17 protein-coding genes are annotated in these 18,797 nt (G+C 62.1%); 10 read left to right on the top strand and 7 right to left on the bottom strand.

Annotation, left to right across the window (positions count from 1 at the left end; all coding sequences use genetic code 11):
- Positions 1-52 precede the first annotated feature (52 nt).
- On the top strand, positions 53-931 hold the full coding sequence (locus NE357_RS22545; protein WP_169431670.1) for an MBL fold metallo-hydrolase: 879 nt from the start codon (positions 53-55) through the stop codon (positions 929-931).
- 46 nt (positions 932-977) lie between these two features.
- Entirely contained in the window at positions 978-1,592 is a 615-nt protein-coding gene (locus NE357_RS22540; protein WP_169431669.1) for an NAD(P)-dependent oxidoreductase, read from the top strand.
- 195 nt (positions 1,593-1,787) lie between these two features.
- Here the strand turns inward: NE357_RS22540 and NE357_RS22535 are convergent, their stop codons facing one another.
- On the bottom strand, positions 1,788-2,666 hold the full coding sequence (locus NE357_RS22535; protein ID WP_169431668.1) for a LysR substrate-binding domain-containing protein: 879 nt from the start codon (positions 2,664-2,666) through the stop codon (positions 1,788-1,790).
- A gap of 139 nt (positions 2,667-2,805) precedes the next feature.
- On the opposite strand from NE357_RS22535, the gene NE357_RS22530 reads away from it, so the two are divergent.
- The 6 genes from NE357_RS22530 to NE357_RS22505 all read left to right on the top strand — a co-directional run bounded on the left by NE357_RS22530 (position 2,806) and on the right by NE357_RS22505 (position 10,210).
- Complete coding sequence (locus NE357_RS22530) at positions 2,806-4,443, top strand: 5-guanidino-2-oxopentanoate decarboxylase (RefSeq protein WP_169431667.1); 1,638 nt, start codon at positions 2,806-2,808, stop codon at positions 4,441-4,443.
- Positions 4,443-5,891 (top strand): aldehyde dehydrogenase family protein, encoded by a 1,449-nt coding sequence (locus NE357_RS22525; RefSeq protein ID WP_169431666.1) that lies wholly within the window; start codon positions 4,443-4,445, stop codon positions 5,889-5,891. Before NE357_RS22530 ends, NE357_RS22525 begins: the two co-directional genes overlap by 1 nt.
- Before the next feature lie 216 nt (positions 5,892-6,107).
- The gene (locus NE357_RS22520; protein WP_011335694.1) at positions 6,108-7,211 is read left to right on the top strand and encodes an ABC transporter substrate-binding protein; all 1,104 of its coding nucleotides are present in this window, start codon (positions 6,108-6,110) and stop codon (positions 7,209-7,211) included.
- A 172-nt stretch (positions 7,212-7,383) separates the two neighbouring features.
- Positions 7,384-8,292: an ABC transporter permease gene (locus tag NE357_RS22515; protein ID WP_169431665.1), complete on the top strand. Its 909-nt coding sequence runs from the start codon at positions 7,384-7,386 to the stop codon at positions 8,290-8,292.
- Positions 8,289-9,137: an ABC transporter permease gene (locus NE357_RS22510; RefSeq protein ID WP_064599073.1), complete on the top strand. Its 849-nt coding sequence runs from the start codon at positions 8,289-8,291 to the stop codon at positions 9,135-9,137. Before NE357_RS22515 ends, NE357_RS22510 begins: the two co-directional genes overlap by 4 nt.
- 17 nt (positions 9,138-9,154) lie before the next feature.
- Positions 9,155-10,210, top strand: coding sequence for an ABC transporter ATP-binding protein (locus NE357_RS22505; protein WP_085709574.1), 1,056 nt, complete (start codon positions 9,155-9,157; stop codon positions 10,208-10,210).
- A gap of 165 nt (positions 10,211-10,375) precedes the next feature.
- On the opposite strand, the gene NE357_RS22500 is transcribed toward NE357_RS22505, so the two are convergent.
- Positions 10,376-11,305, bottom strand: a complete 930-nt coding sequence (locus NE357_RS22500) for an AraC family transcriptional regulator (RefSeq protein ID WP_169431664.1) — start codon at positions 11,303-11,305, stop codon at positions 10,376-10,378.
- A 336-nt stretch (positions 11,306-11,641) separates the two neighbouring features.
- Here NE357_RS22500 and NE357_RS22495 point away from each other — a divergent pair, with 336 nt between their 5' ends.
- A complete protein-coding gene (locus tag NE357_RS22495) occupies positions 11,642-11,995 on the top strand; it encodes a putative quinol monooxygenase (RefSeq protein ID WP_119427821.1) in 354 nt (117 codons plus the stop codon).
- Positions 11,996-12,038: 43 nt separating this feature from the next.
- Entirely contained in the window at positions 12,039-12,281 is a 243-nt protein-coding gene (locus NE357_RS22490; RefSeq protein ID WP_096818378.1) for a hypothetical protein, read from the top strand.
- A gap of 6 nt (positions 12,282-12,287) precedes the next feature.
- Here NE357_RS22490 and NE357_RS22485 read toward each other — a convergent pair whose 3' ends face one another.
- The 5 genes from NE357_RS22485 to NE357_RS22465 all read right to left on the bottom strand — a co-directional run bounded on the left by NE357_RS22485 (position 12,288) and on the right by NE357_RS22465 (position 18,351).
- Positions 12,288-12,917, bottom strand: a complete 630-nt coding sequence (locus NE357_RS22485; RefSeq protein WP_169431663.1) for a flavin reductase family protein — start codon at positions 12,915-12,917, stop codon at positions 12,288-12,290.
- 124 nt (positions 12,918-13,041) lie between these two features.
- Positions 13,042-13,317, bottom strand: coding sequence for a hypothetical protein (locus NE357_RS22480; RefSeq protein WP_074688408.1), 276 nt, complete (start codon positions 13,315-13,317; stop codon positions 13,042-13,044).
- Positions 13,318-13,619: 302 nt separating this feature from the next.
- A complete protein-coding gene (locus NE357_RS22475) occupies positions 13,620-14,939 on the bottom strand; it encodes an MFS transporter (RefSeq protein WP_169431662.1) in 1,320 nt (439 codons plus the stop codon).
- Between the two features lie 320 nt (positions 14,940-15,259).
- Positions 15,260-16,591 carry a sigma-54-dependent transcriptional regulator gene (locus tag NE357_RS22470; protein ID WP_169431661.1) on the bottom strand — a complete coding sequence of 444 codons (1,332 nt, stop codon included), beginning with the start codon at positions 16,589-16,591 and terminating at the stop codon, positions 15,260-15,262.
- Positions 16,591-18,351 carry a sensor histidine kinase gene (locus tag NE357_RS22465; RefSeq protein WP_169431660.1) on the bottom strand — a complete coding sequence of 587 codons (1,761 nt, stop codon included), beginning with the start codon at positions 18,349-18,351 and terminating at the stop codon, positions 16,591-16,593. The genes NE357_RS22470 and NE357_RS22465 overlap by 1 nt, the downstream gene beginning before the upstream one ends.
- Between the last annotated feature and the right edge of the window lie 446 nt (positions 18,352-18,797).

Genomic DNA, 18,797 nt, shown 5'->3' with positions numbered 1-18,797 from the left:
AACTAAGCTCTGTCCCATCGCCAAGCACGGCATTCGAACAGCGGAGCAACCCATGATCGGCTTCACCACCCTCAAGCGCGTTTTACTGGCCACCGCCACCCTCGGCTTTGCTGCCCACGCAGCGGCCGCGAACCTGAACCTCGATGTCTACAACCCGGGCACCCACGCGATCTTCCCGGTGACCTCGGTGCTGGTCAGCGGTGAGAAGGACGCGATTCTGGTGGACGCCCAGTTCGGCAAATCCCAGGCCGAGCAAGTGGTGGAAAAGATCCGCGCCAGCGGCAAGCAGCTGACCACCATCTACATCAGCCACGGTGATCCGGATTACTACTTCGGTCTCGACACCCTGACCAAAGCCTTCCCGAATGCCAAGGTGCTGGCCTCGCAGCCAACCGTTGATCACATCAAGCAAACCGTCGACGGCAAACTCGCGTTCTGGGGCCCGAAAATGGGCGCCGACGTGCCGGCCAAAACCATCGTGCCGGGCGTGCTCAAGGGCGACAGCCTGATGCTCGAAGGGCAGAAACTGCAGGTGGTCGGCCTGGAAGGCAAGCAACCGGATCGCAGCTTCGTGTGGATTCCATCGTTGAAAGCCGTGGTTGGCGGTGTCGTCGTCGCCGAGAACATCCATGTGTGGATGGCCGATACCCAGACTGCACAATCCCACGCCGACTGGCTGGAAACCCTGCACTCGATCGAAACCCTGAAACCGAAAACCGTGGTGCCGGGTCACTACCTGGGTGACAGCGCCCGTTCGCTGGCGGCCGTGAAATTCACCGCCGACTACATCAAGGCGTTCGACGAGGAAACCGCCAAGGCCAAGGACTCTGCCGCGCTGATCGCCGCGATGAAAAAACGCTACCCGACACTGGGCGAAGAAAGCTCGCTGGAGCTGAGCGCCAAAGTGGCCAAGGGCGAGATGACGTGGTAACCCGATTCTGAAAAACGCAGCACTCTCAAGCCAACTGGAGAATGTCATGAGCAAGATCGCAATCATTGGTGCCACCGGCCGTGCCGGCAGCCAATTGCTGGAAGAAGCCCTGCGCCGCGGCCACAGCGTCACCGCCATCGCTCGGGATACCTCGAAGATCGGCGCCCGTGCCGGTGTGGCCAGCAAGAATGTCGACGTGCTGGACGCCGCGGCGCTGCAAGCGGCAATCGCCGGTCACGATGTGGTGATCAGCGCCGCGCATTTCGCCACGGTGCGGGCCAGCGCGCTGATCGGCCCGGTGAAACAGGCCGGGGTGAAACGTCTGCTGGTGGTCGGCGGGGCCGGTTCGTTGTTGCTGCCGGACGGCACTCGCGTGATCGACAGCGCCGGTTTCCCGGCCGAGTACAAGGCTGAGGCCAGCGCCGGTGCGGCGTTCCTTGATGCGCTGCGTCAGGAAAAAGAACTGGACTGGACGTTCCTGTCGCCGTCGGCGCTGTTCTTCGAAGGCGAGCGCACCGGCAAATTCCGCGTCGGCAAGGATGACTTGCTGGTGAGTGCCGAAGGCCAGAGCTCGATCAGCTTTGCCGACTATGCGATTGCGCTGATCGACGAAGTGGAAACGCCTAAGCATTCGCGTCAGCGGTTTACGGTCGGTTATTAAGTACTGAAAAGCCCCTCACCCCAGCCCTCTCCCGGGGGGAGAGGGAGCCGATCGTGGGATGCTTGAAAATTACGCCGACTTGAACGGGATGTATTGAATCCATAATCGCCCAGATTTTTCAGGTCGATGTATTACGTAAGACACCTCGGTCAGTTCCCTCTCCCCCTGGGAGAGGGTTAGGGTGAGGGCAAGGCCTCACCGCGTATGAGCCTGCTCAACCAACCACCCCATCAACTCCTGCAATTTCGCCGACGGCTCCGACGCCGGCGCCACGATGTAATAGCCCAATCCCGTCTTCACCTTCAGATCGAACGGCATCACCAGTCGCCCGGCGTTCAAGTCGTCGCCGATCAGTGACCAGTCGCCGATCGCCACCCCCGTCCCGTGGGACGCCATCGACATCGCCTGATCCAGCGTCTCGAAATGCTGACCGCTGGCGATGTTGTTCAAGTGCAATTCGGCGGCTTCAAGCCAGAGTGTCCAGTCGTCATCCGTGTGGGTCGGGTGCAGCAGCAGATGCTGTTGCAGATCTGCCGGTGTGTGCAGGGCCGGCCCACCGTTGAGCAGTGTCGGCGAACAGACCGGCGTCAGTTGTTCATCGAACAGATGCAGCGTGGCAGGGGAGTCGTGGGGCGCGCTGCCGTAGATCACCGCCGCGTCGAACTGCTCGCGATGAAAGTCCACCCCGTGTTGCAGCGACGCCGTGAGTTTCACCGGCACGTCCGGGCGCTCGCGCTGCCATTGCAGCAGTCGTGGCAACAACCAGCGCATCACGCAGCTCGGCGCCTTGAGTTGCAGGGTCTCGCGTTTGGCGCCGATCTGCTCCACCGAGTCGCCGATCAGGCTGAACACCTGCTGTACCCGTGGCAGCCATTCGCGACCTTCGGCCGTCAGTTCCAGACCCCGGGCCAGGCGAATGAACAGCTCATAACCCAGATGTTCCTCAAGCCCCGCGATCTGCCGGCTCACCGCACCCTGGGTGATGTGCAACTGCTCGGCGGCCCGGGTGAAGTTGCAGCACTGCGCGGTGATCAGAAACGTATGCAGGGCGGGCAGGGGAGGCAGTCGTTTCATGTGGATCCAAGGTATGACGTGAGGACATGGCTAGTATGAGCTTTTATCGATTGTTGCGGCTACGGGTCGCCCGTTTCAATGAGGCCAATCACCGGTTCCTTTAAAGCCCGGTGCCTCAACGAACAAGAAGGGCAAAGACATGGCGACGTGTGGCGAAGTACTGGTCAAGTTACTCGAAGATTACGGGGTCGAGCAGGTGTTCGGCATTCCCGGCGTACATACCGTGGAGCTGTATCGCGGGCTGGCCCGTTCGAGCATCAACCACGTCACCCCGCGCCACGAACAGGGCGCCGGCTTCATGGCCGACGGCTACGCCCGCACCAGCGGCAAACCGGGTGTGTGCTTCATCATCACCGGCCCGGGCATGACCAACATCACCACCGCCATGGGCCAGGCGTACGCCGATTCGATCCCGATGCTGGTGATCTCCAGCGTACAGACTCGCAATCAGTTGGGCGGCGGACGCGGCAAGCTGCATGAACTGCCGAACCAGAGCGCACTGGTCGGCGGCGTGGCGGCGTTCTCCCACACCCTGATGTCGGCGTCCGAATTGCCGGGCGTATTGGCCCGTGCTTTCGCGCTGTTCCAGGCCGGGCGTCCGCGTCCGGTGCACATCGAAATTCCGCTGGACGTGCTGGTCGAAGAAGCCGACGAACTGCTGGCCAGCGTGCCGGTCAACATCGACCGCGCCGGTGCCGCGCCGGCCGCCGTGAGCCGCATGACCGAACTGTTGGCCGGCGCTCAGCGTCCGCTGATCCTCGCCGGTGGCGGCGCCATCGACGCGGCTGCCGAACTCACCGAACTGGCCGAACTGCTCGACGCACCGATGGCTCTGACCATCAACGCCAAAGGCATGCTGCCGTCCAGCCATCCACTGCTGATCGGTTCGACCCAGAGCCTGGTGGCGACCCGCGCCCTGGTGGCCGATGCCGACGTGGTGCTGGCGATCGGCACTGAACTGGCGGAAACCGACTACGACGTGACCTTCGCCGGCGGCTTCGAAATCCCCGGCAAGTTGCTGCGCGTCGATATCGATCCCGACCAGACCGTGCGCAACTACCCGCCTTACGTGGCGCTGGTGGCCGACTCGCGCAACGCCGCACAAGCGCTGCTCAGCGCGCTGTCGCACAAACCGCTGGCCGAGCGCCGCAACGACTGGGGGCAGGTCCGCGCCGCGCGTCTGCGTGAAGACCTGGCCGCAACTTGGGACGCGCCGACTCTGGCCCAGACCCGTTTCCTCGAAACCGTGCTGCACGAACTGCCGAACGCGGTGTTCGTCGGTGACTCCACGCAACCGGTGTACACCGGCAACCTGACCTTCAACCCGGAGCGTCCGCGCCGCTGGTTCAACTCGTCCACCGGTTACGGCACCCTCGGTTACGCCTTGCCGGCGGCGATTGGCGCATGGCTTGGCGGCAACCTCGAACGCGGCGCTCGTGCGCCGGTGGTGTGCCTGATCGGCGACGGCGGTCTGCAATTCACCCTGCCGGAACTGGCCAGTGCTGTGGAGGCGCGCACGCCGGTGATCATCCTGCTGTGGAATAACCAGGGTTACGAAGAGATCAAGAAATACATGGTCAACCGCGCCATCGAGCCGGTGGGCGTGGACATCTACACCCCGGACTTCATCGGTGTGGCCAAGGCACTGGGTTGTGCAGCAGAAGCGATCAGCTCGGCCGAACATCTGCGCGGTGCACTGCGCGCCGCCACCGATCGCCAGGGCCCGACCCTGATCGAAATCGACCAGACCCAATGGATGAAGGCGGTGGCCCAATGATGAATTTCCCGACCACACTCGACGGCCTGTACATCAACGGCCAATGGTCCGCCGGCCGAGAACACCTGCGCGTCATCAACCCGGCCACCGAAGCGCTGCTGACCACGGTCAATGGCGGCGACGAAAGCGCCGTCAATCAAGCGGTAACGGCAGCGACCGAAGCCTTCAAGGGCTGGTCGAAAACCACCGGTGCCGAGCGCGGCGCGATCCTGCGCAACATCGCCAACGGCGTGCGCAACGGTCGTGATCACTTGATGAAGTTGCAGTCGAGCAACAACGGCAAACCGCAGTTTGAAGCGGGCATCGATGTCGACGACGTGATCGCCACGTTCGAGTACTACGCCGAACTCGCCGAAGGCCTCGACGCCAGACTCGACAGCAACGTGCCGCTGCCCAGCGATGACTTCAGCGCACGTCTGCGCCGCGAGCCGTGCGGTGTGGTCGGGCTGATCGTGCCGTGGAATTTCCCGATGGTCACCACCGCGTGGAAACTCGCCCCGGCCTTGGCCGCCGGTTGCTGCGTGGTACTCAAACCGTCGGAAGTCACGCCGCTGCCGGAACTGGAGCTGGCGGCCATCATCGCTGAATCCGGTCTGCCAAAAGGCGTGTTCAACCTGGTGTGCGGCACCGGTCTTGCGGTCGGTGCGCCGCTGTCGGCGGACCCGCGCATCGCCAAGGTTTCCTTCACCGGCAGCAACGCCGTCGGTGTGCAAGTGATGCAACGCGCCGCTGAAACCGTGAAGGGCGTGAGCCTGGAGCTGGGCGGCAAATCCTCGCTGCTGATCCTGGAAGACGCCGACCTGGATCTGGCGGTGGAGCTGGCCTGCGGTGGCGGTTTCTTCAACGCCGGGCAGATGTGCTCGGCCACCAGCCGAGTGCTGGTTGCCGATGAAATCGCCGATGAATTCCTGATTCGCTTGAAGGCCCGCGCGGAAAAAATCCGTGTGGCCGACCCGTTCGATCCGGAAGTCGAGATGGGCGCGCTGGTCAATCAGGCGCAATACCAACGCGTGCTCGGTCATATCGACCGTGGATTGAGCGCCGGTGCCAAGTTGATCTGTGGCGGCAATCGTCCCGCCGATCTGCCGCGCGGCTATTTCTTGCAACCGACGATCTTCACCGAAGTGCCCCTCGACAGTGCGCTGTGGTGTGAAGAGATCTTCGGGCCGGTGATCTGCGTTCGCAGTTTCGCTACGCAAGCCGAGGCGATTGCCCTGGCCAACGACAGTCAGTTCGGTCTGGTCGCCAGCGTGGTCACGCGTAATGCCGAGACCGCGGATCGGGTCGCCAACGCCTTGCAGGCGGGGCTGGTGTGGCTCAACGCGCCGCAGGTGATCTTCCCGCAGACGGCGTGGGGCGGCTACAAGCAGAGCAGCATCGGCCGCGAGTTGGGGCCGTGGGGCCTGGCGGCGTTCCAGGAAATCAAGCACGTGATCCGCGCGCTCTGAATGCCCGAAAAAGGTGAGTGCATGCCTCGCAACGAGGCATGCGCCGGCGTCATGGCTTCAATGAGTTTTTATCGATAGTCAGGTGTTTTGCACGACCTCAGGATGAACCCGCAGACCACGCTCAAGCCCTTTGAAACCGGGCGCTTGAGCAATTCCGGTCACGCAGATGCAAGGGTTGCGATCAGTCTCATACTTACAAAAAAATGGGAGTCCTAAATGGGCGAGCACGATCTGAACAGGCGTCAATTCATCAAAACCGTCGGCGTGGCCTCGGTGGCTGCGGCGGCCATGAGCATGCCCTTCATCCGGGCCAGTGCCAGCGACACCCGCTTTGCCGGCAAAACCCTGCGCCTGTTGACCTGGTCCGATGACACGGGCCTCGCCGCACTGCGCAATATCGCCGCAACGTTCGAAGCCAAGACCGGCGCCAAAGTGATTGCCGACCGCACCGGCAGCACTTCGGAAATGGTCGCCAAACTCAAGGCCGGCGGTGATCGTCCGCAGTACGACATCATCACCCTGGCCGGCGTTGGCGCCGAAGGTCTGGCCGCTGCCGGGCTGCTGGAAAAACCCGATCTCAACCGCATTCCCAACCTGATCGACGTTCCGGAGAAATACCGCACCGGGGCCAACGGTCACGGCATCGGTTACCTGCTGTGGTGCAACAGTCTGGTCTACAGCACCCGCACCCAGAAGGAAGCGCCGGACAGTTACGCTGCGCTGTGGGATGCTGACCTTGCGCCGAACATTTTCCTGCCGCCGCCGAACTGGACCGAGGCGATGGACCTGATCATCATCGCCGCCAAACTGGCCGGTGGTGACGAGCACAACATCGAGCCGGGCTTCAAGAAACTCGCCGAACTGAAAGACCGCGTGGTGACCCTGGGCGAAAACCCGAACCAGATCGCCGAGCTGTTCCGCACCGGCTCCCTGGACATGGGCGGCCTCTACGCCCCGGCGTTTTTCCCCAAGCAGATCCGCGACCCGAACTATGGCCTGGGCGCCACGTTCGGCATGAAGGAAGGTTTCTACACCGACCTGATGCTCTCGGTGATGCCGAAGAACCGTCCGGGCGACACCGACCTGGCCTACGCCTTCATCGACCACTCCCTCGACCCGCTGGTGCAGGGCAAGATGGCCGAAGACATCTTCAACGGCCCGGTCAACGCCAAGGCGATCATCTCCGCCGAAGCGCGCAAGAGCCCGTTCATCCTCACCCCGGAGCAGATCGCGGAGAAGGCGATCATGCACGACAACGCCTTCCTGGCGACCGTGCATGACCAGTGGATTCGTCGCTACACGGAAATCTTTTCTTCCTGACGCCGTACTTCCAGACACCACAGAAACCTTGTGGGAGCGGGCTTGCTCGCGAATGCAATCTGTCAGTCGCTTCATGGGTTGACTGACCCGCCGCTTTCGCGAGCAGGCTCGCTCCCACAGAGGGCCAAGGTGAGCTTGAAGCCGTTGTTTTTCCATTGACGAGATCATTGCTATGGAACATCAATCCCTGACCCAACCGGTCGGCGCGGGTGACGTGCGCTCGGCGCGCGGTCTTTCGCCGACCGCCCGGGCGTGGTTTTTTCTCACGCCGTCGATGCTGTTTCTCGGCGTGCTGATTGCCGCCAGCCTGCTGGTGCTGCGCATGAGTGTCGGCACCAAGGGCGCGGAGTGGTCCGGTTTCAGCCTGGCCAGTTATGCCCAGTTGCTCGAACCCTACTACCTCAAATCGTTGCTGCTGACCTTGCGTCTGGCGCTGATCAGCGCGGTGATCGCGGTGGTGCTGGCGATCCCGGTGGCGTACACCATGTCGCGCCTGACCTCGCCATTCGTGCGGCGGATTTTTCTGGCGGCGGTGTTGTTGCCGCTGCTGGTCAACCTGCTGCTGCAAAGCTATGGCTGGCTGGTGATCCTCGGCCCCGGCGGCATGCTCAACCAGACCCTGATGGGCCTCGGTCTGATCAAGCGCCCGATCATGTTGCTGTACAACCAGAACGGCGTGCTGATGGGCCTGGTGCAGACCGCGTTCCCGCTGGCCGTGCTGCCGATTGCCAGCGCCATGCGCGGTGTCGCCCGCAGCTACGAAGAAGCTGCCGCGACGCTGGGCGCCAGTCGCTTTCAAGTGTTCCGCCAGGTGGTGTTGCCGATGAGCCTGCCGGGGATCATCACCGGCGCGACCCTGGTGTTCGCCTACAACGCCAGCAGCTTCGTGGTGCCGTTGCTGCTCGGCGGTCGGCGCGTGCCGATGCTCGCGGTGATGGTGCATGACCAGATCGCACCGCTGATGAACTGGCCCGCCGCATCCGCCGCCGGGGTGGTGCTGATCGTCACTACGCTCGCCATCATGACCTTGTCCGAATACATCACCGGCCGCCGTCGCCGTCTGCTGGAGGCTTCGCAATGAGTGCCCTGATCAAGAAGCGTCAGTCGCTGCTGCCGGGCGACACCGGCAAGTTTGCCGGCATCCTCTCCGGGATCATTTTGTTCCTGGCCGTGCTGCCGATCCTGACCATGATCGTGATGTCGTTCAGCGGTGCGTCGAACCTCGACTTCCCGCCGAGCAGCTACAGCCTGCAGTGGTACAAGGCGGCGTGGCACACCTTTGTCTCGCCGGACGCCAGCGATGTGCTGAGCCTCGGCCAGGCCATGGGTACCAGTTTGCTGGTGGCGTGCCTGACGATGATTTTCGCCACGCTGATCGCGGTGCCGGCGGCCTACGCGCTGACCCGTTGCGAGTTCCGTGGCAAGGGCGTGGCGCTGCAACTGATGTCGTTGCCGCTGGTGTTTCCGATGGTGGTGCTGGGGCTGGCCTTGCTGCTGGTGTTCGACAGCCTGCCGTTCCACATGACGACTTCGCGGCTGGTCATTGCCCACGTGATTCTCGCGCTGCCCTTCGTGGTGAAGAACTGCACGGCGGCCATGCTTTCCATCGGCAGTGAAGTCGAAGAGGCCGCGCAGATGCTCGGCGCCTCGCCGCTACGGGCCATCGTCGACGTGGTGGTGCCGTTGATGAAATCGGGGATTCTGGCGGGGATGCTGCTGGCGTTCATCGTCTCGTTCAACGAATTCACCGTGACCTATTTTCTCTACACCATCGACGTCATGACCGTGCCGATCTGGATGTACAGCCGCACCGTGTCATCGCTCGACCCTACCGTGTTCTCGTTTGCCGTGCTGATCGTGCTGATCGACTTCGTCCTGATCTGGGCGCTGGAGAAGCTGGTGGGCGAGGGTGGCGTGTCCTTTTGATTTCTTGAGGTGATTTTATGTCTGGTCTGATTCTGGAAAACGTCGAGAAACACTACGGCTCGGCCTGCGCGGTAAAAGACGTCAACCTGCATTTGCCCGAGGGCAAACTGGTGTGCTTCCTCGGCCCGTCGGGTTGCGGCAAGACCACGTTGCTGCGAATGATCGCCGGGCTGGAAACCCTCACCGGCGGCGAGATCCGCCTGGACGGCGAGGACATCGGCCACACCCCGGCGCACCTGCGCAACTTCGGCATGGTATTCCAGTCGCTGGCGCTGTTTCCGCATATGACCGTGGGCGAGAACATCGCCTACCCGCTGAAACTGCGCGGCGTGAGCAAGGCCGATCAACAGGCGCGGGTGGTGGAATTGCTGGAACTGATCCAGCTGCAACCGATGATCGACCGTCCGGTAGCGAAACTCTCCGGTGGCCAGCGTCAGCGCGTGGCGATTGCCCGGGCGATTGCCTCGCACCCGAAAATCCTTCTGCTCGACGAACCGCTGTCGGCGCTGGACGCCAAGTTGCGCGAGTCGATGCAGGTGGAAATCCGCCAGCTGCAACAACGCCTGAACATCACCACGATCATGGTGACCCACGATCAACGCGAAGCCATGACCATGGCCGACATCGTGGTGGTCCTCGGTGAGCATCGGGTGCAGCAGGTGGGTACGCCGATTGAAATCTATCGGCATCCGGCCAACGAATTCGTCGCGGACTTCATCGGTTCCGGCAACATCTTCCCGGCCACCGCGCTGGGCGATGGCAAGGTCGTGCTGCCGGGCGGCGATGCCCTGCAAGTGCCGATCTGCAGCAGCATCGTGGTCGGGCAGAAGGTGAAAATGCTGATCCGCCCCGAAGACCTTCAACTGTCGGCGCCCCAGGCCACGGCGGGCAATCGCCTGCTGGGCAAGGTGACGTTCGTTCGGGATATCGGTGCGACGATCGAGACTACGGTGGAATGTTCCGGGGTGACCTTTACGGCGCTGAGTACGCCGTGTCAGGGCATCGGGCTGGGGATCGGGCATCCGGTGTCGGTGACGTTGCCGAGTGAGGCGTGTCGGGTGTTGGGCGCCTGATCCAGATTTGATGCTGGCTCTGCCGACCTCTTCGCGGGCAAGCCCGCTCCCACAGGTTATTCGTCGTACACAAGCTTTGTAGTAGACACCAGTCACTGTGGGAGCGGGCTTGGTCCGGGCGGCGATCCGACGAAGAGGCCAGTAGCCGCGACGCAATAATCCAGATCAGACGGTCAGCCGCAACCGCGCCAGATCCCTTAGCGGCGGCGCGCCAAACAACCGGCTGTACTCACGACTGAACTGCGACGGACTTTCATACCCCACCCGATACCCCGCCGCCGAAGCCTCCAGCCCCTCAGCCAGCATCAACCGCCGCGCCTCTTGCAGGCGCAGCTGCTTCTGATACTGCAACGGACTCATCGCCGTCATCGCCTTGAAGCGGTGATGCAACGTCGAGACGCTGAGGTTCACTTCCTTCGCCAGATCATCGATGCGCAGCGGCTGTTCGAAGTTGCCGTTGAGCCATTTGATCGCCTGGCTGATGCGGTGGCTCTGGCTGTTGGCAATGGCGATTTCATACAGCCGATGGCCCTGCGGACTGCGCAACAGGCGATAGAGAATCTCCCGGCGGATCAGTGGCGCGAGCATGGCGATGTCTTTCGGTGCGTCGAGCAGGCGGGCCAGACGCAGCACCGCATCGAGCATGGCGCTGTCGATTTTCTCCACATACAGACCACGCCCGGTCGGCCGGGTCGGCACGCCCATCGGGCCGGCGTCGGCGATCAGCGCGGTGATTTCCGCCGGATCAATGTCCAGGCGCACGGCGAGGATCGGCTCTTCGGGCGAGACATTCACCACCCGACCGCTCAACGGCATCGAAACCGATACCACCAGGTAATTCAGCGGATCGTAATTGAAGAATTCGTCCGCCAGCCGTACCTCTTTGCGACCCTGGGCCATGATGCACAGCGCCGGTTGCGCGAGCACCGGGGCGAAGTCATGGGATTTTGTGTGGCGCGACATGAACAGCGAGCCGACGGCGGTGGCATAGCTGCCATCTTCGCAGGTGTTGCGGCGAATGATCGCCGCCAGTTCCTCGCGCTGCTTTTCCATGTCGGCATCGGGCGGCGTTTGAAAACGATCGAATGACGTCATGTGCGGCATCCTCGGCAAAGTCGGTGGAATGGGGCAGAGCATAAGTTTGTGCAAGCGCAAGCGGTAGACACATCCTGCGAAATGCTTGCCTGATCCTGCATTGGGTTGTTGGCTCGCCCAGCCATAGCAGGACGCAGGTCGTCAGAATTGCCCGAAACCGGTGTGACAGGACGGTGACAGCAATTCACGACTGGTTACAGGTGTGCAAGACAGTCTCGCAGGATTGTGCAATGCGACGGCAGGAATCGACTAACGGTGAGCGCTGCCCGGCCCTTAACCTTGGATCCTGTCGCAGCCCGTCCCCGGCTGCCACGCGACTCCCTGGGAGGGTTGAACATGTCCAAGCAGATTCCCGTCAGTCATATGGCCTTCGTTCGAGCGCGCGCCGGACGCTCGGCGGAACTCGGTATGCGCCTGAGCGCATTGATCGAGCCGTCTCGTGCCGCCGCCGGTTGCCTGAGCTTTTCCTTGCAGCATTCGCAGTGTGATCCCGAGCTGTGGCTGGTCTCCGGTTTCTGGAGCAACCAACAGTCGATGACCGCCTATTTCAGCAGCCCGTCGATGGAAGTCTTTGCCGAGCTGGTGCAGGACCTGGTGGTCAACAGCCTGGATTTCCACACGTTTAAAGACGTGTCGGCGGCGCAGGCGCTTGGTCAAAGTTGCGCGCCGATACACAAACTCGCCGGTTGAGGGTTTAATGGCCAGCCTATTTGACTGAGCCAGGACCTGCGACATGGCACGTAAAGAGTTCGAACACTTCGAAGCGGTATCCGCTGTAGTCCCCGTCGAGTTGGGCAGCAACAAGGGTTATCACGCGGCAATCGCGGTCAAGGCCCTGGTCGACGGCGGTGCGCCACGCTTTCACAAGCTGTTGAATGACCAGGTGTTCCCTGGCGCCATTGCCGCCGATGAAGCGGCTATCAACGAGCTGGACAAGCTCAAGGGTGTCACTGATGACGCCGAGCTGATCTGGTAATCGCGTTTACTTGACGGCGCCCGGGCGCCACATCTTGAACAATGCCTCCGGCCCCAGCTGGAAGTAGTCCGCCGGCCCGCCGCCCCGCAGAATCGGTTCTGCCGCGGCGGTGTCGTAGATCCCGTCCTTCAACAGCCATTTGGCGATATGCACGGCGACCACTTCGCCCAGCACCAGCCAGCTCGGCACGGTCTCGCCGTCGGCGCGCTGCAACTGAATGATCTGCGTGACCTTGCACTCGAAGGACACCGGGCTTTCGGCCACGCGCGGCACGGCGATCACTTTCGACGCCACCGGCGTCAGCCCTGCGAGTTCGAACTCGTTGACCTCGGGCGCGACCATCGCGCAGCTCTGGTTCATCTGCTCGGCCAGCGGTCGGGTGGCGAGGTTCCAGACGAATTCGCCGGTCTGCTCGATGTTGTTCAGGCTGTCTTTGCGACCGACGCTGGAGAACCCGATGATCGGCGGAATGTAGTTGAACGCGTTGAAAAAGCTGTAGGGCGCCAGGTTCAGCCGGCCCTCGGCATCCTGCGAAGAAATCCAGCCGATGGGACGCGGGCCGACGATGGCGTTGAACGGATCGTGAGGCAGGCCGTGGCCGTTGGCCGGTTCGTAGAAATGGATGTCATCGGGCATGGCGGGTGTTCCTGGAAACGGCTGTCAGAGAGCGGCCATAGTGCAAGGACGGGCAGCTGATTTCCAGTCCTCCAGACATGACTAAGCCCGGCCGAAGCCGGGCTGTGGTGTGTGTATCCAGCGATCAACTGATGGCTGCAGCAGTACCGGTTTTATCAAAGCCGTCGGCGGCGATGGCGTTGGCAGTGCCGGTTTTATCGAAACCATCGGCAGCCACGGCTTTGCCGACGTTGGTCTTGTCGAAACCGTCAGCAGCATAGGTGCCGGTGTGGCTGGTTTCGATGGCAGCGCTGGCGCCGGAAATGAAGTCGGCGGATTTGGTTTTGTCCGAACCGTCGGCGGCAAAGGTGTTGGCGGCCAGTACGGACAGGGTCAGGGCGAGGATCAGTTTGGTTTTCATGGTCGTTCTCCAGATTCGAAATTCGTTGGCGATGTGTTTCGCATGGGATTCATGCTACGCCAATTAAATTGATTAAAAAGCGCAAGATAATGCTAAAAACAATCGATTAACTTGATATTAAGGGCGGCGCATTCCATTCGCTTTCGTCGTCGGAGCGAGCGTCGCGCAGGTCATCGATCAGGTAGGTGCAGGATCGCTTCGGCGAATTAACCAGCGATTAATCGCCAGGAACCGCTGATCGGCCAACGAAAAAAGGGGCAGACCCGTGAAGGTCTGCCCCTTTTTTGATTCGCGTTGCCGGATCAGTCAGTGACGATGCGCGAATGTTTCTGGGTGTCTTTCATGGTGATGTACACCAGCAGGGACACCGCGATGCAGGCGGTTACGTACCAGTAGTAACCGGTTTCCATGCCGATGCTCTTGAACCACAGCGCGATGTATTCGGCGGTGCCACCGAAGATCGACACGGTCAGTGCGTACGGCAGGCCGACGCCCAGTGCGCGGATTTCGGTCGGGAACAGCTCGGCCTTCACCACGGCGTTGATCGAGGTGTAGCCGCTGACGATGATCAGTGCCGCCATGATCAGGAAGAACGCGCCCCACCAGGTCTGGATGGTGTGCAGGGTCATCAGGATCGGCACGGTGAAGATCGTCCCCAGCACGCCGAAGGCGATCAGGATCGGACGACGACCGATCTTGTCGGACAGGCCGCCGATGATCGGTTGCAGGCACATGAACAGGAACAGCGTGGCGGCGGAAATGGTGGTGGAGTCGGAGATGCTCATGCCGACGGTGTTCACCAGGTATTTCTGCATGTAGGTGGTGTAGGTGTAGAACGCCAGCGTACCGCCCATGGTCAGGCCGACCACGGTGAGCAGTTCCTTCGGATGACGGAGCAAGGTGCGCATGGCGCTTTCCTTGGACTTCTCTTTCTTGGTGAACGACTCGGTTTCTTCCATGCCACGACGCAGGTACAGCGCCACGATTGCGCACAGTGCGCCGATGGCGAACGGAATACGCCAGCCCCAGGCATACAACTGTTCGGTGGTCAGCATGTTCTGCAGCACGATCAACACGCCCAGCGCGATGAGCTGGCCGGAAATCAGGGTCACGTACTGGAAGCTGGAGAAGAAGCCGCGACGCTCCCTGGTTGCCATCTCCGACAGGTAAGTGGCGGAGGTGCCGTACTCGCCGCCGACCGACAGGCCTTGCAGCAGACGGGCGAACACCAGCAGGATCGGCGCGCCGATGCCGATGGTTTCGTAGTTCGGGCTGAGGGCGATCAGCAGGGAGCCGAAGCACATCAGGTACACCGAGGCCATCAGCGCTTTTTTACGTCCGACCTTGTCGGCGTACAGGCCCATCAGCCAGCCACCGATCGGGCGCATCAGAAAACCCACGGCGAAGATCGCGGCGGTGTTCATCAACTGGGCGGTGGTGGAACCGGCGGGGAAGAAGGTCTTGGCAAAGTACAGCGAGAAGGCGGCATAGACGTACCAGTCGTACCACTCGACCATGTTGCCGACGGAACCGCTGAAGATCGACTTGATGCGACTGGCGGTGGTTCGTTCTTTGGCCGGCACGGCTGCCGACCCCAGAGGCAGGGCGTTGGAGTTATCCATTGAAGGATCCTTCGTTTAATTGTTTTTGTGGAGCGCGTTGAGACGCAGCCTGCGAGGGCTATAGCAGGACCTGTGCCAACGGAGGGAGGGCCGGTTTAGAGGGGCTGGGAAGAATGGATGAGCGGAAATCCGCTTATGTATGAGTTGTATTGAGCGGAAATTCGCTCACCCTGGCGGATAGGTCATTGTTGTCTGTGCCGGCCTCTTCGCGGGCAAGCCCGCTCCCACAGTGGTCGGGAGTGTTCACAAATTCTGTGTTCACAAAAATCCCTGTGGGAGCGGGCTTGCCCGCGAAGGGGCCCGATCAGGCACTGTAAAAATCAACTACCCTGCACAAACATCTCCCGGGTCAAACCATGGCGCTGCATCTTTTCATTAAAGGTTCGGCGCGGCAGTTGCAGCTCTTCAAGCACGGCTTTCACATCACCCTTGTGCCGGGTCAACGCCGCCCGCAGACACTGCGCTTCAAACGCTTCCTGCTGCGCCGCCAGCGACTGGCCCGGATCGATACCCTGCACCGGTTCATCCAGCCCCAGCACCTGCCGCTCGGCCACGTTCGCCAACTCGCGCACATTGCCCGGCCAGTCGTGACTGAGCAGGTGGCTCAACTGCGCGCCACTGAGCGGCGGAAAGGTCCGGCCCAAACGCTGGGCGGCGCTCTGGGCGAAGGATTCGAACAACAACGGAATGTCTTCGCGACGATCACGCAGCGGCGGCAATCGCAGCTCAGCGACGTTCAGACGATACGCCAGGTCTTCGCGAAAACGCCCGGCCCGCGCTTCATCCAGCAAGTCGGGTTTGGTCGCCGCGACGATGCGCAAGTCCACGCGAATACTCTGATTCGACCCCAGCCGCTCCAGCTTCTGCTCCTGCAACACCCGCAGCAGTTTCACCTGCTGGGCCAGCGGCATGCTTTCGATTTCATCGAGAAACAGCGTGCCGCCATCGGCGTATTCCAGTTTGCCGATGCGCTTGCCCGAGGCGCCGGTGAACGCGCCGCTTTCATGCCCGAACAACTCGGCTTCGAACAGTTGCTCGGGGATCGCCGCGCAGTTCAGCGCCACGAACGGCTTGTCGGCGCGGGGGCCGAAGTCGTGCAGGCAACGGGCGACCAGTTCCTTGCCGCTGCCGGTTTCGCCACGGATCAGCACGTTGACCGGCAGCGTCGCCAGGTCCAGTACCTGCCGGCGCAGGGTCTGCAAACTACGGGACACACCCAGCAGTGTCGCATCCAGTCTGGCGCGGTTGTCGGCCTGTTCGTGCAGGGCGCGGTTTTCCAGCACCAGCCGACGCTTGTCCAGTGCCCGGCGCAGGCTGCCGAGCAGGGTCTCGGGGCTGAAGGGTTTTTCCAGAAAATCGTAGGCGCCGTCGCGCATGGCTTCGACCGCCATCGGCACATCGCCGTGGCCGGTCAGCAGAATTACCGGCAGGTCGGCATCGCGGCGCTGCACTTCGGCCAGCAGCTCAAGACCGCTGAGGCCGGGCATGCGCACGTCGCTGACAATCACCCCGGCAAAATGCGCCGGCAAAGCCGCCAGGCATTCCTCGGCGCGGCTGAACAGCTGCACCTCGAACCCGGACAGGCTCAGCCATTGTTCGACGGCACTGCGAATGCTGCTTTCGTCATCGACCACCATCACCGAATTGAGCATCAGATGTGCGCCTCCAGATCGATAGGCAAGGTCAGGCTGAACACCGCGCCGTTGTCGCCATTTTCGGCGCACAGGCGTCCGCCGGATTCATGAACGATGGCGAACGATACCGCCAGCCCCAGACCCAGCCCGTCACCCACCGGTTTAGTGGTGAAGAACGGATCGAATACCTGCCCCAGATGTTCTTCGGCGATGCCGCCGCCGTTGTCGATGACGCTCAGGCGCCACAGTTGCTCGTCGGTTTCCAGGCGGATTTCCAGACGCTTGCACGGTTTGCCCTGCATCGCATCGAGGGCGTTGCGCAGCAGGTTGATCAGCACCTGTTCGAGACGGATCGCATCGCCGCGCACCCACGCCGGCCGGGTCAGGTGCAGCACCAGACTGACCTGTTCGTCGCGCATTCTGGCGTCCAGCAACTGCAAGGCCTGATCGACCACCGTCGCCAGATCCAGCCGTTCGCGCAGGCCGCTGGGGCTCTTGCGGGCGAAGGTTTTCAAATGACCGGTGAGGGCCGCCATGCGCGTGAGCATGTCATCCACCGGTTTGAGCGCCTTGTAGGCGTCATCGACGCGCCCATGATCGAGCAGCAGGCGCAGGGTCGCCAGTTGCATGCGCTGGGCGGTCAGCGGCTGATTGATTTCGTGAGCCAGCGCCGCCGACATCTGCCCCAGTGCCGCGAGTTTCGCCGATTGCACCAGACCATCCTGTGCGGTACGCAAATCACGGGTGCGTTCTTCGACCAGTTGCTCAAGCTCTTCGCGGCTGCGCTGGCGCATTTTTGCCAGGCGCCAGCGCTGGTTGAGGAACAGCAACAGGAATACCAGCGCCAGCCACACCCCGGCAGCAGCGAGCCCGGCATTGCGTTGGTCTTCGAAGGACAGTTGCGGGCGACGCAGCAGGTGCAGGGTCCAGCCTTCGGCGGTCAGCGGCAGCGATTCCCACAGGTAATCCGCCGTGCCTTGCGGACCTTCGACGCGACGCAGATCACTGTTGTCATCGAAGCGACGCAGCGACAGATGTGTCAGCGGCACCAGCGACTGTTTGTCGTATTGGCGGGTGGCCTTGATCTCGCGGTAATCGGCCGGGCTCAGCGGGTGCAGCAGGCGATAACGCCAGTCCGGCTGGTTGGCGATGAAGATGATGCCCCGGGCATCGCTGACCAGCAGAGTATCGTTGCCATGGCTCCATTCGCGTTCAAGCTCCGGGAATTCGAGTTTGACCACCATCGCCCCGAGGAACTCGCCGCTGTCACCGAGCACGGCACTGGACAGGAAATAACCGGGAATCCCGCTGGTCACGCCGACCGCGTAAAAGCGCCCGGTGCCCTGAGTGCGGGTCTGGCTGAAGTAGGGGCGAAAGCCATAGTTGTGGCCGACGTAACTGCTGGGCAAGCGCCAGTTGCTGGCCGCCACTGCCAGACCCGTGTGATCGAGCAGCTCCAGGGTCGAGGACTGTGCGGCGCCGTTGATCTTTTCCAGCTTCAGATTCAGCGCAGCCTGCTGTTCGGCATCCACCTGACCGGCCAGCGCCGCACGCAATTGCGGATCCAGCGCGAGCACGGCGGGCAGGGCGCGGTAGCGGTCGATCAGGGTGTGCAGCGAGTTGGCGTACAGCGCCAGTTGCTGATTGGCCCGGGCAGCGTCTTCTTCCAGCGCCTGGCGTTCGGCGTGACGGATTGCCAGCGTTGCAGCAAGGGCGGCACCGGCGATGATCAGCAGGGTATACAACGACAGACGCAAGGTACGGGAAGTCGGCAGCATGCTGGGACGAATGGATGGCAGGACGGGGTGGCACGATAACATGCCTCCCTGTGGCGGCAGGGTTGTCGAGGCATAAATTATGTGCGTTCAGGCCACGACTTTTGGGCTGGCTCTGTGGGTTCGAACCGTATTGGCCAGACCGCGGAGCATGTTCGTGACTTTTCCCGTTTGCCGATCCAGGTTGGCCTTGATCTTGCCGCGCGTCGTCAGTTCGGGCCGCAGGTCGGTTCCGTCAGCCTGCATGACATCGTCGGCAGCGTCAGAGAGTAAGACCGTTGCCCGCTCGCACCGATCTCTCCCCAACTGCGCCCATTGGTGGCAATGGACGCGGTTTTGGCAATGGAGGGCGGGGTGACTAGCGCATCTGCATCAGGAACCATGGCGACGTAACCAGTGAATGCCGAGATTGCACGCTAACAAAGCATTTTTCTTTCGACACCTGTCAG

This window comes from Pseudomonas sp. G7(2022) (genome assembly GCF_052660475.1).
The sequence above is the reverse complement of the archived record's forward strand: the minus strand, read 5'-3'. Positions and strand labels throughout refer to the sequence as shown.

Coding starts and splice junctions, on each gene's coding strand:
- NE357_RS22545 (WP_169431670.1), top strand. CDS start 53: ATGATCGGCTTCACCACCCTCAAGCGCGTTTTACTGGCCACCGCCACC.
- NE357_RS22540 (WP_169431669.1), top strand. CDS start 978: ATGAGCAAGATCGCAATCATTGGTGCCACCGGCCGTGCCGGCAGCCAA.
- NE357_RS22535 (WP_169431668.1), bottom strand. CDS start 2,666: ATGAAACGACTGCCTCCCCTGCCCGCCCTGCATACGTTTCTGATCACC.
- NE357_RS22530 (WP_169431667.1), top strand. CDS start 2,806: ATGGCGACGTGTGGCGAAGTACTGGTCAAGTTACTCGAAGATTACGGG.
- NE357_RS22525 (WP_169431666.1), top strand. CDS start 4,443: ATGAATTTCCCGACCACACTCGACGGCCTGTACATCAACGGCCAATGG.
- NE357_RS22520 (WP_011335694.1), top strand. CDS start 6,108: ATGGGCGAGCACGATCTGAACAGGCGTCAATTCATCAAAACCGTCGGC.
- NE357_RS22515 (WP_169431665.1), top strand. CDS start 7,384: ATGGAACATCAATCCCTGACCCAACCGGTCGGCGCGGGTGACGTGCGC.
- NE357_RS22510 (WP_064599073.1), top strand. CDS start 8,289: ATGAGTGCCCTGATCAAGAAGCGTCAGTCGCTGCTGCCGGGCGACACC.
- NE357_RS22505 (WP_085709574.1), top strand. CDS start 9,155: ATGTCTGGTCTGATTCTGGAAAACGTCGAGAAACACTACGGCTCGGCC.
- NE357_RS22500 (WP_169431664.1), bottom strand. CDS start 11,305: ATGACGTCATTCGATCGTTTTCAAACGCCGCCCGATGCCGACATGGAA.
- NE357_RS22495 (WP_119427821.1), top strand. CDS start 11,642: ATGTCCAAGCAGATTCCCGTCAGTCATATGGCCTTCGTTCGAGCGCGC.
- NE357_RS22490 (WP_096818378.1), top strand. CDS start 12,039: ATGGCACGTAAAGAGTTCGAACACTTCGAAGCGGTATCCGCTGTAGTC.
- NE357_RS22485 (WP_169431663.1), bottom strand. CDS start 12,917: ATGCCCGATGACATCCATTTCTACGAACCGGCCAACGGCCACGGCCTG.
- NE357_RS22480 (WP_074688408.1), bottom strand. CDS start 13,317: ATGAAAACCAAACTGATCCTCGCCCTGACCCTGTCCGTACTGGCCGCC.
- NE357_RS22475 (WP_169431662.1), bottom strand. CDS start 14,939: ATGGATAACTCCAACGCCCTGCCTCTGGGGTCGGCAGCCGTGCCGGCC.
- NE357_RS22470 (WP_169431661.1), bottom strand. CDS start 16,591: ATGCTCAATTCGGTGATGGTGGTCGATGACGAAAGCAGCATTCGCAGT.
- NE357_RS22465 (WP_169431660.1), bottom strand. CDS start 18,351: ATGCTGCCGACTTCCCGTACCTTGCGTCTGTCGTTGTATACCCTGCTG.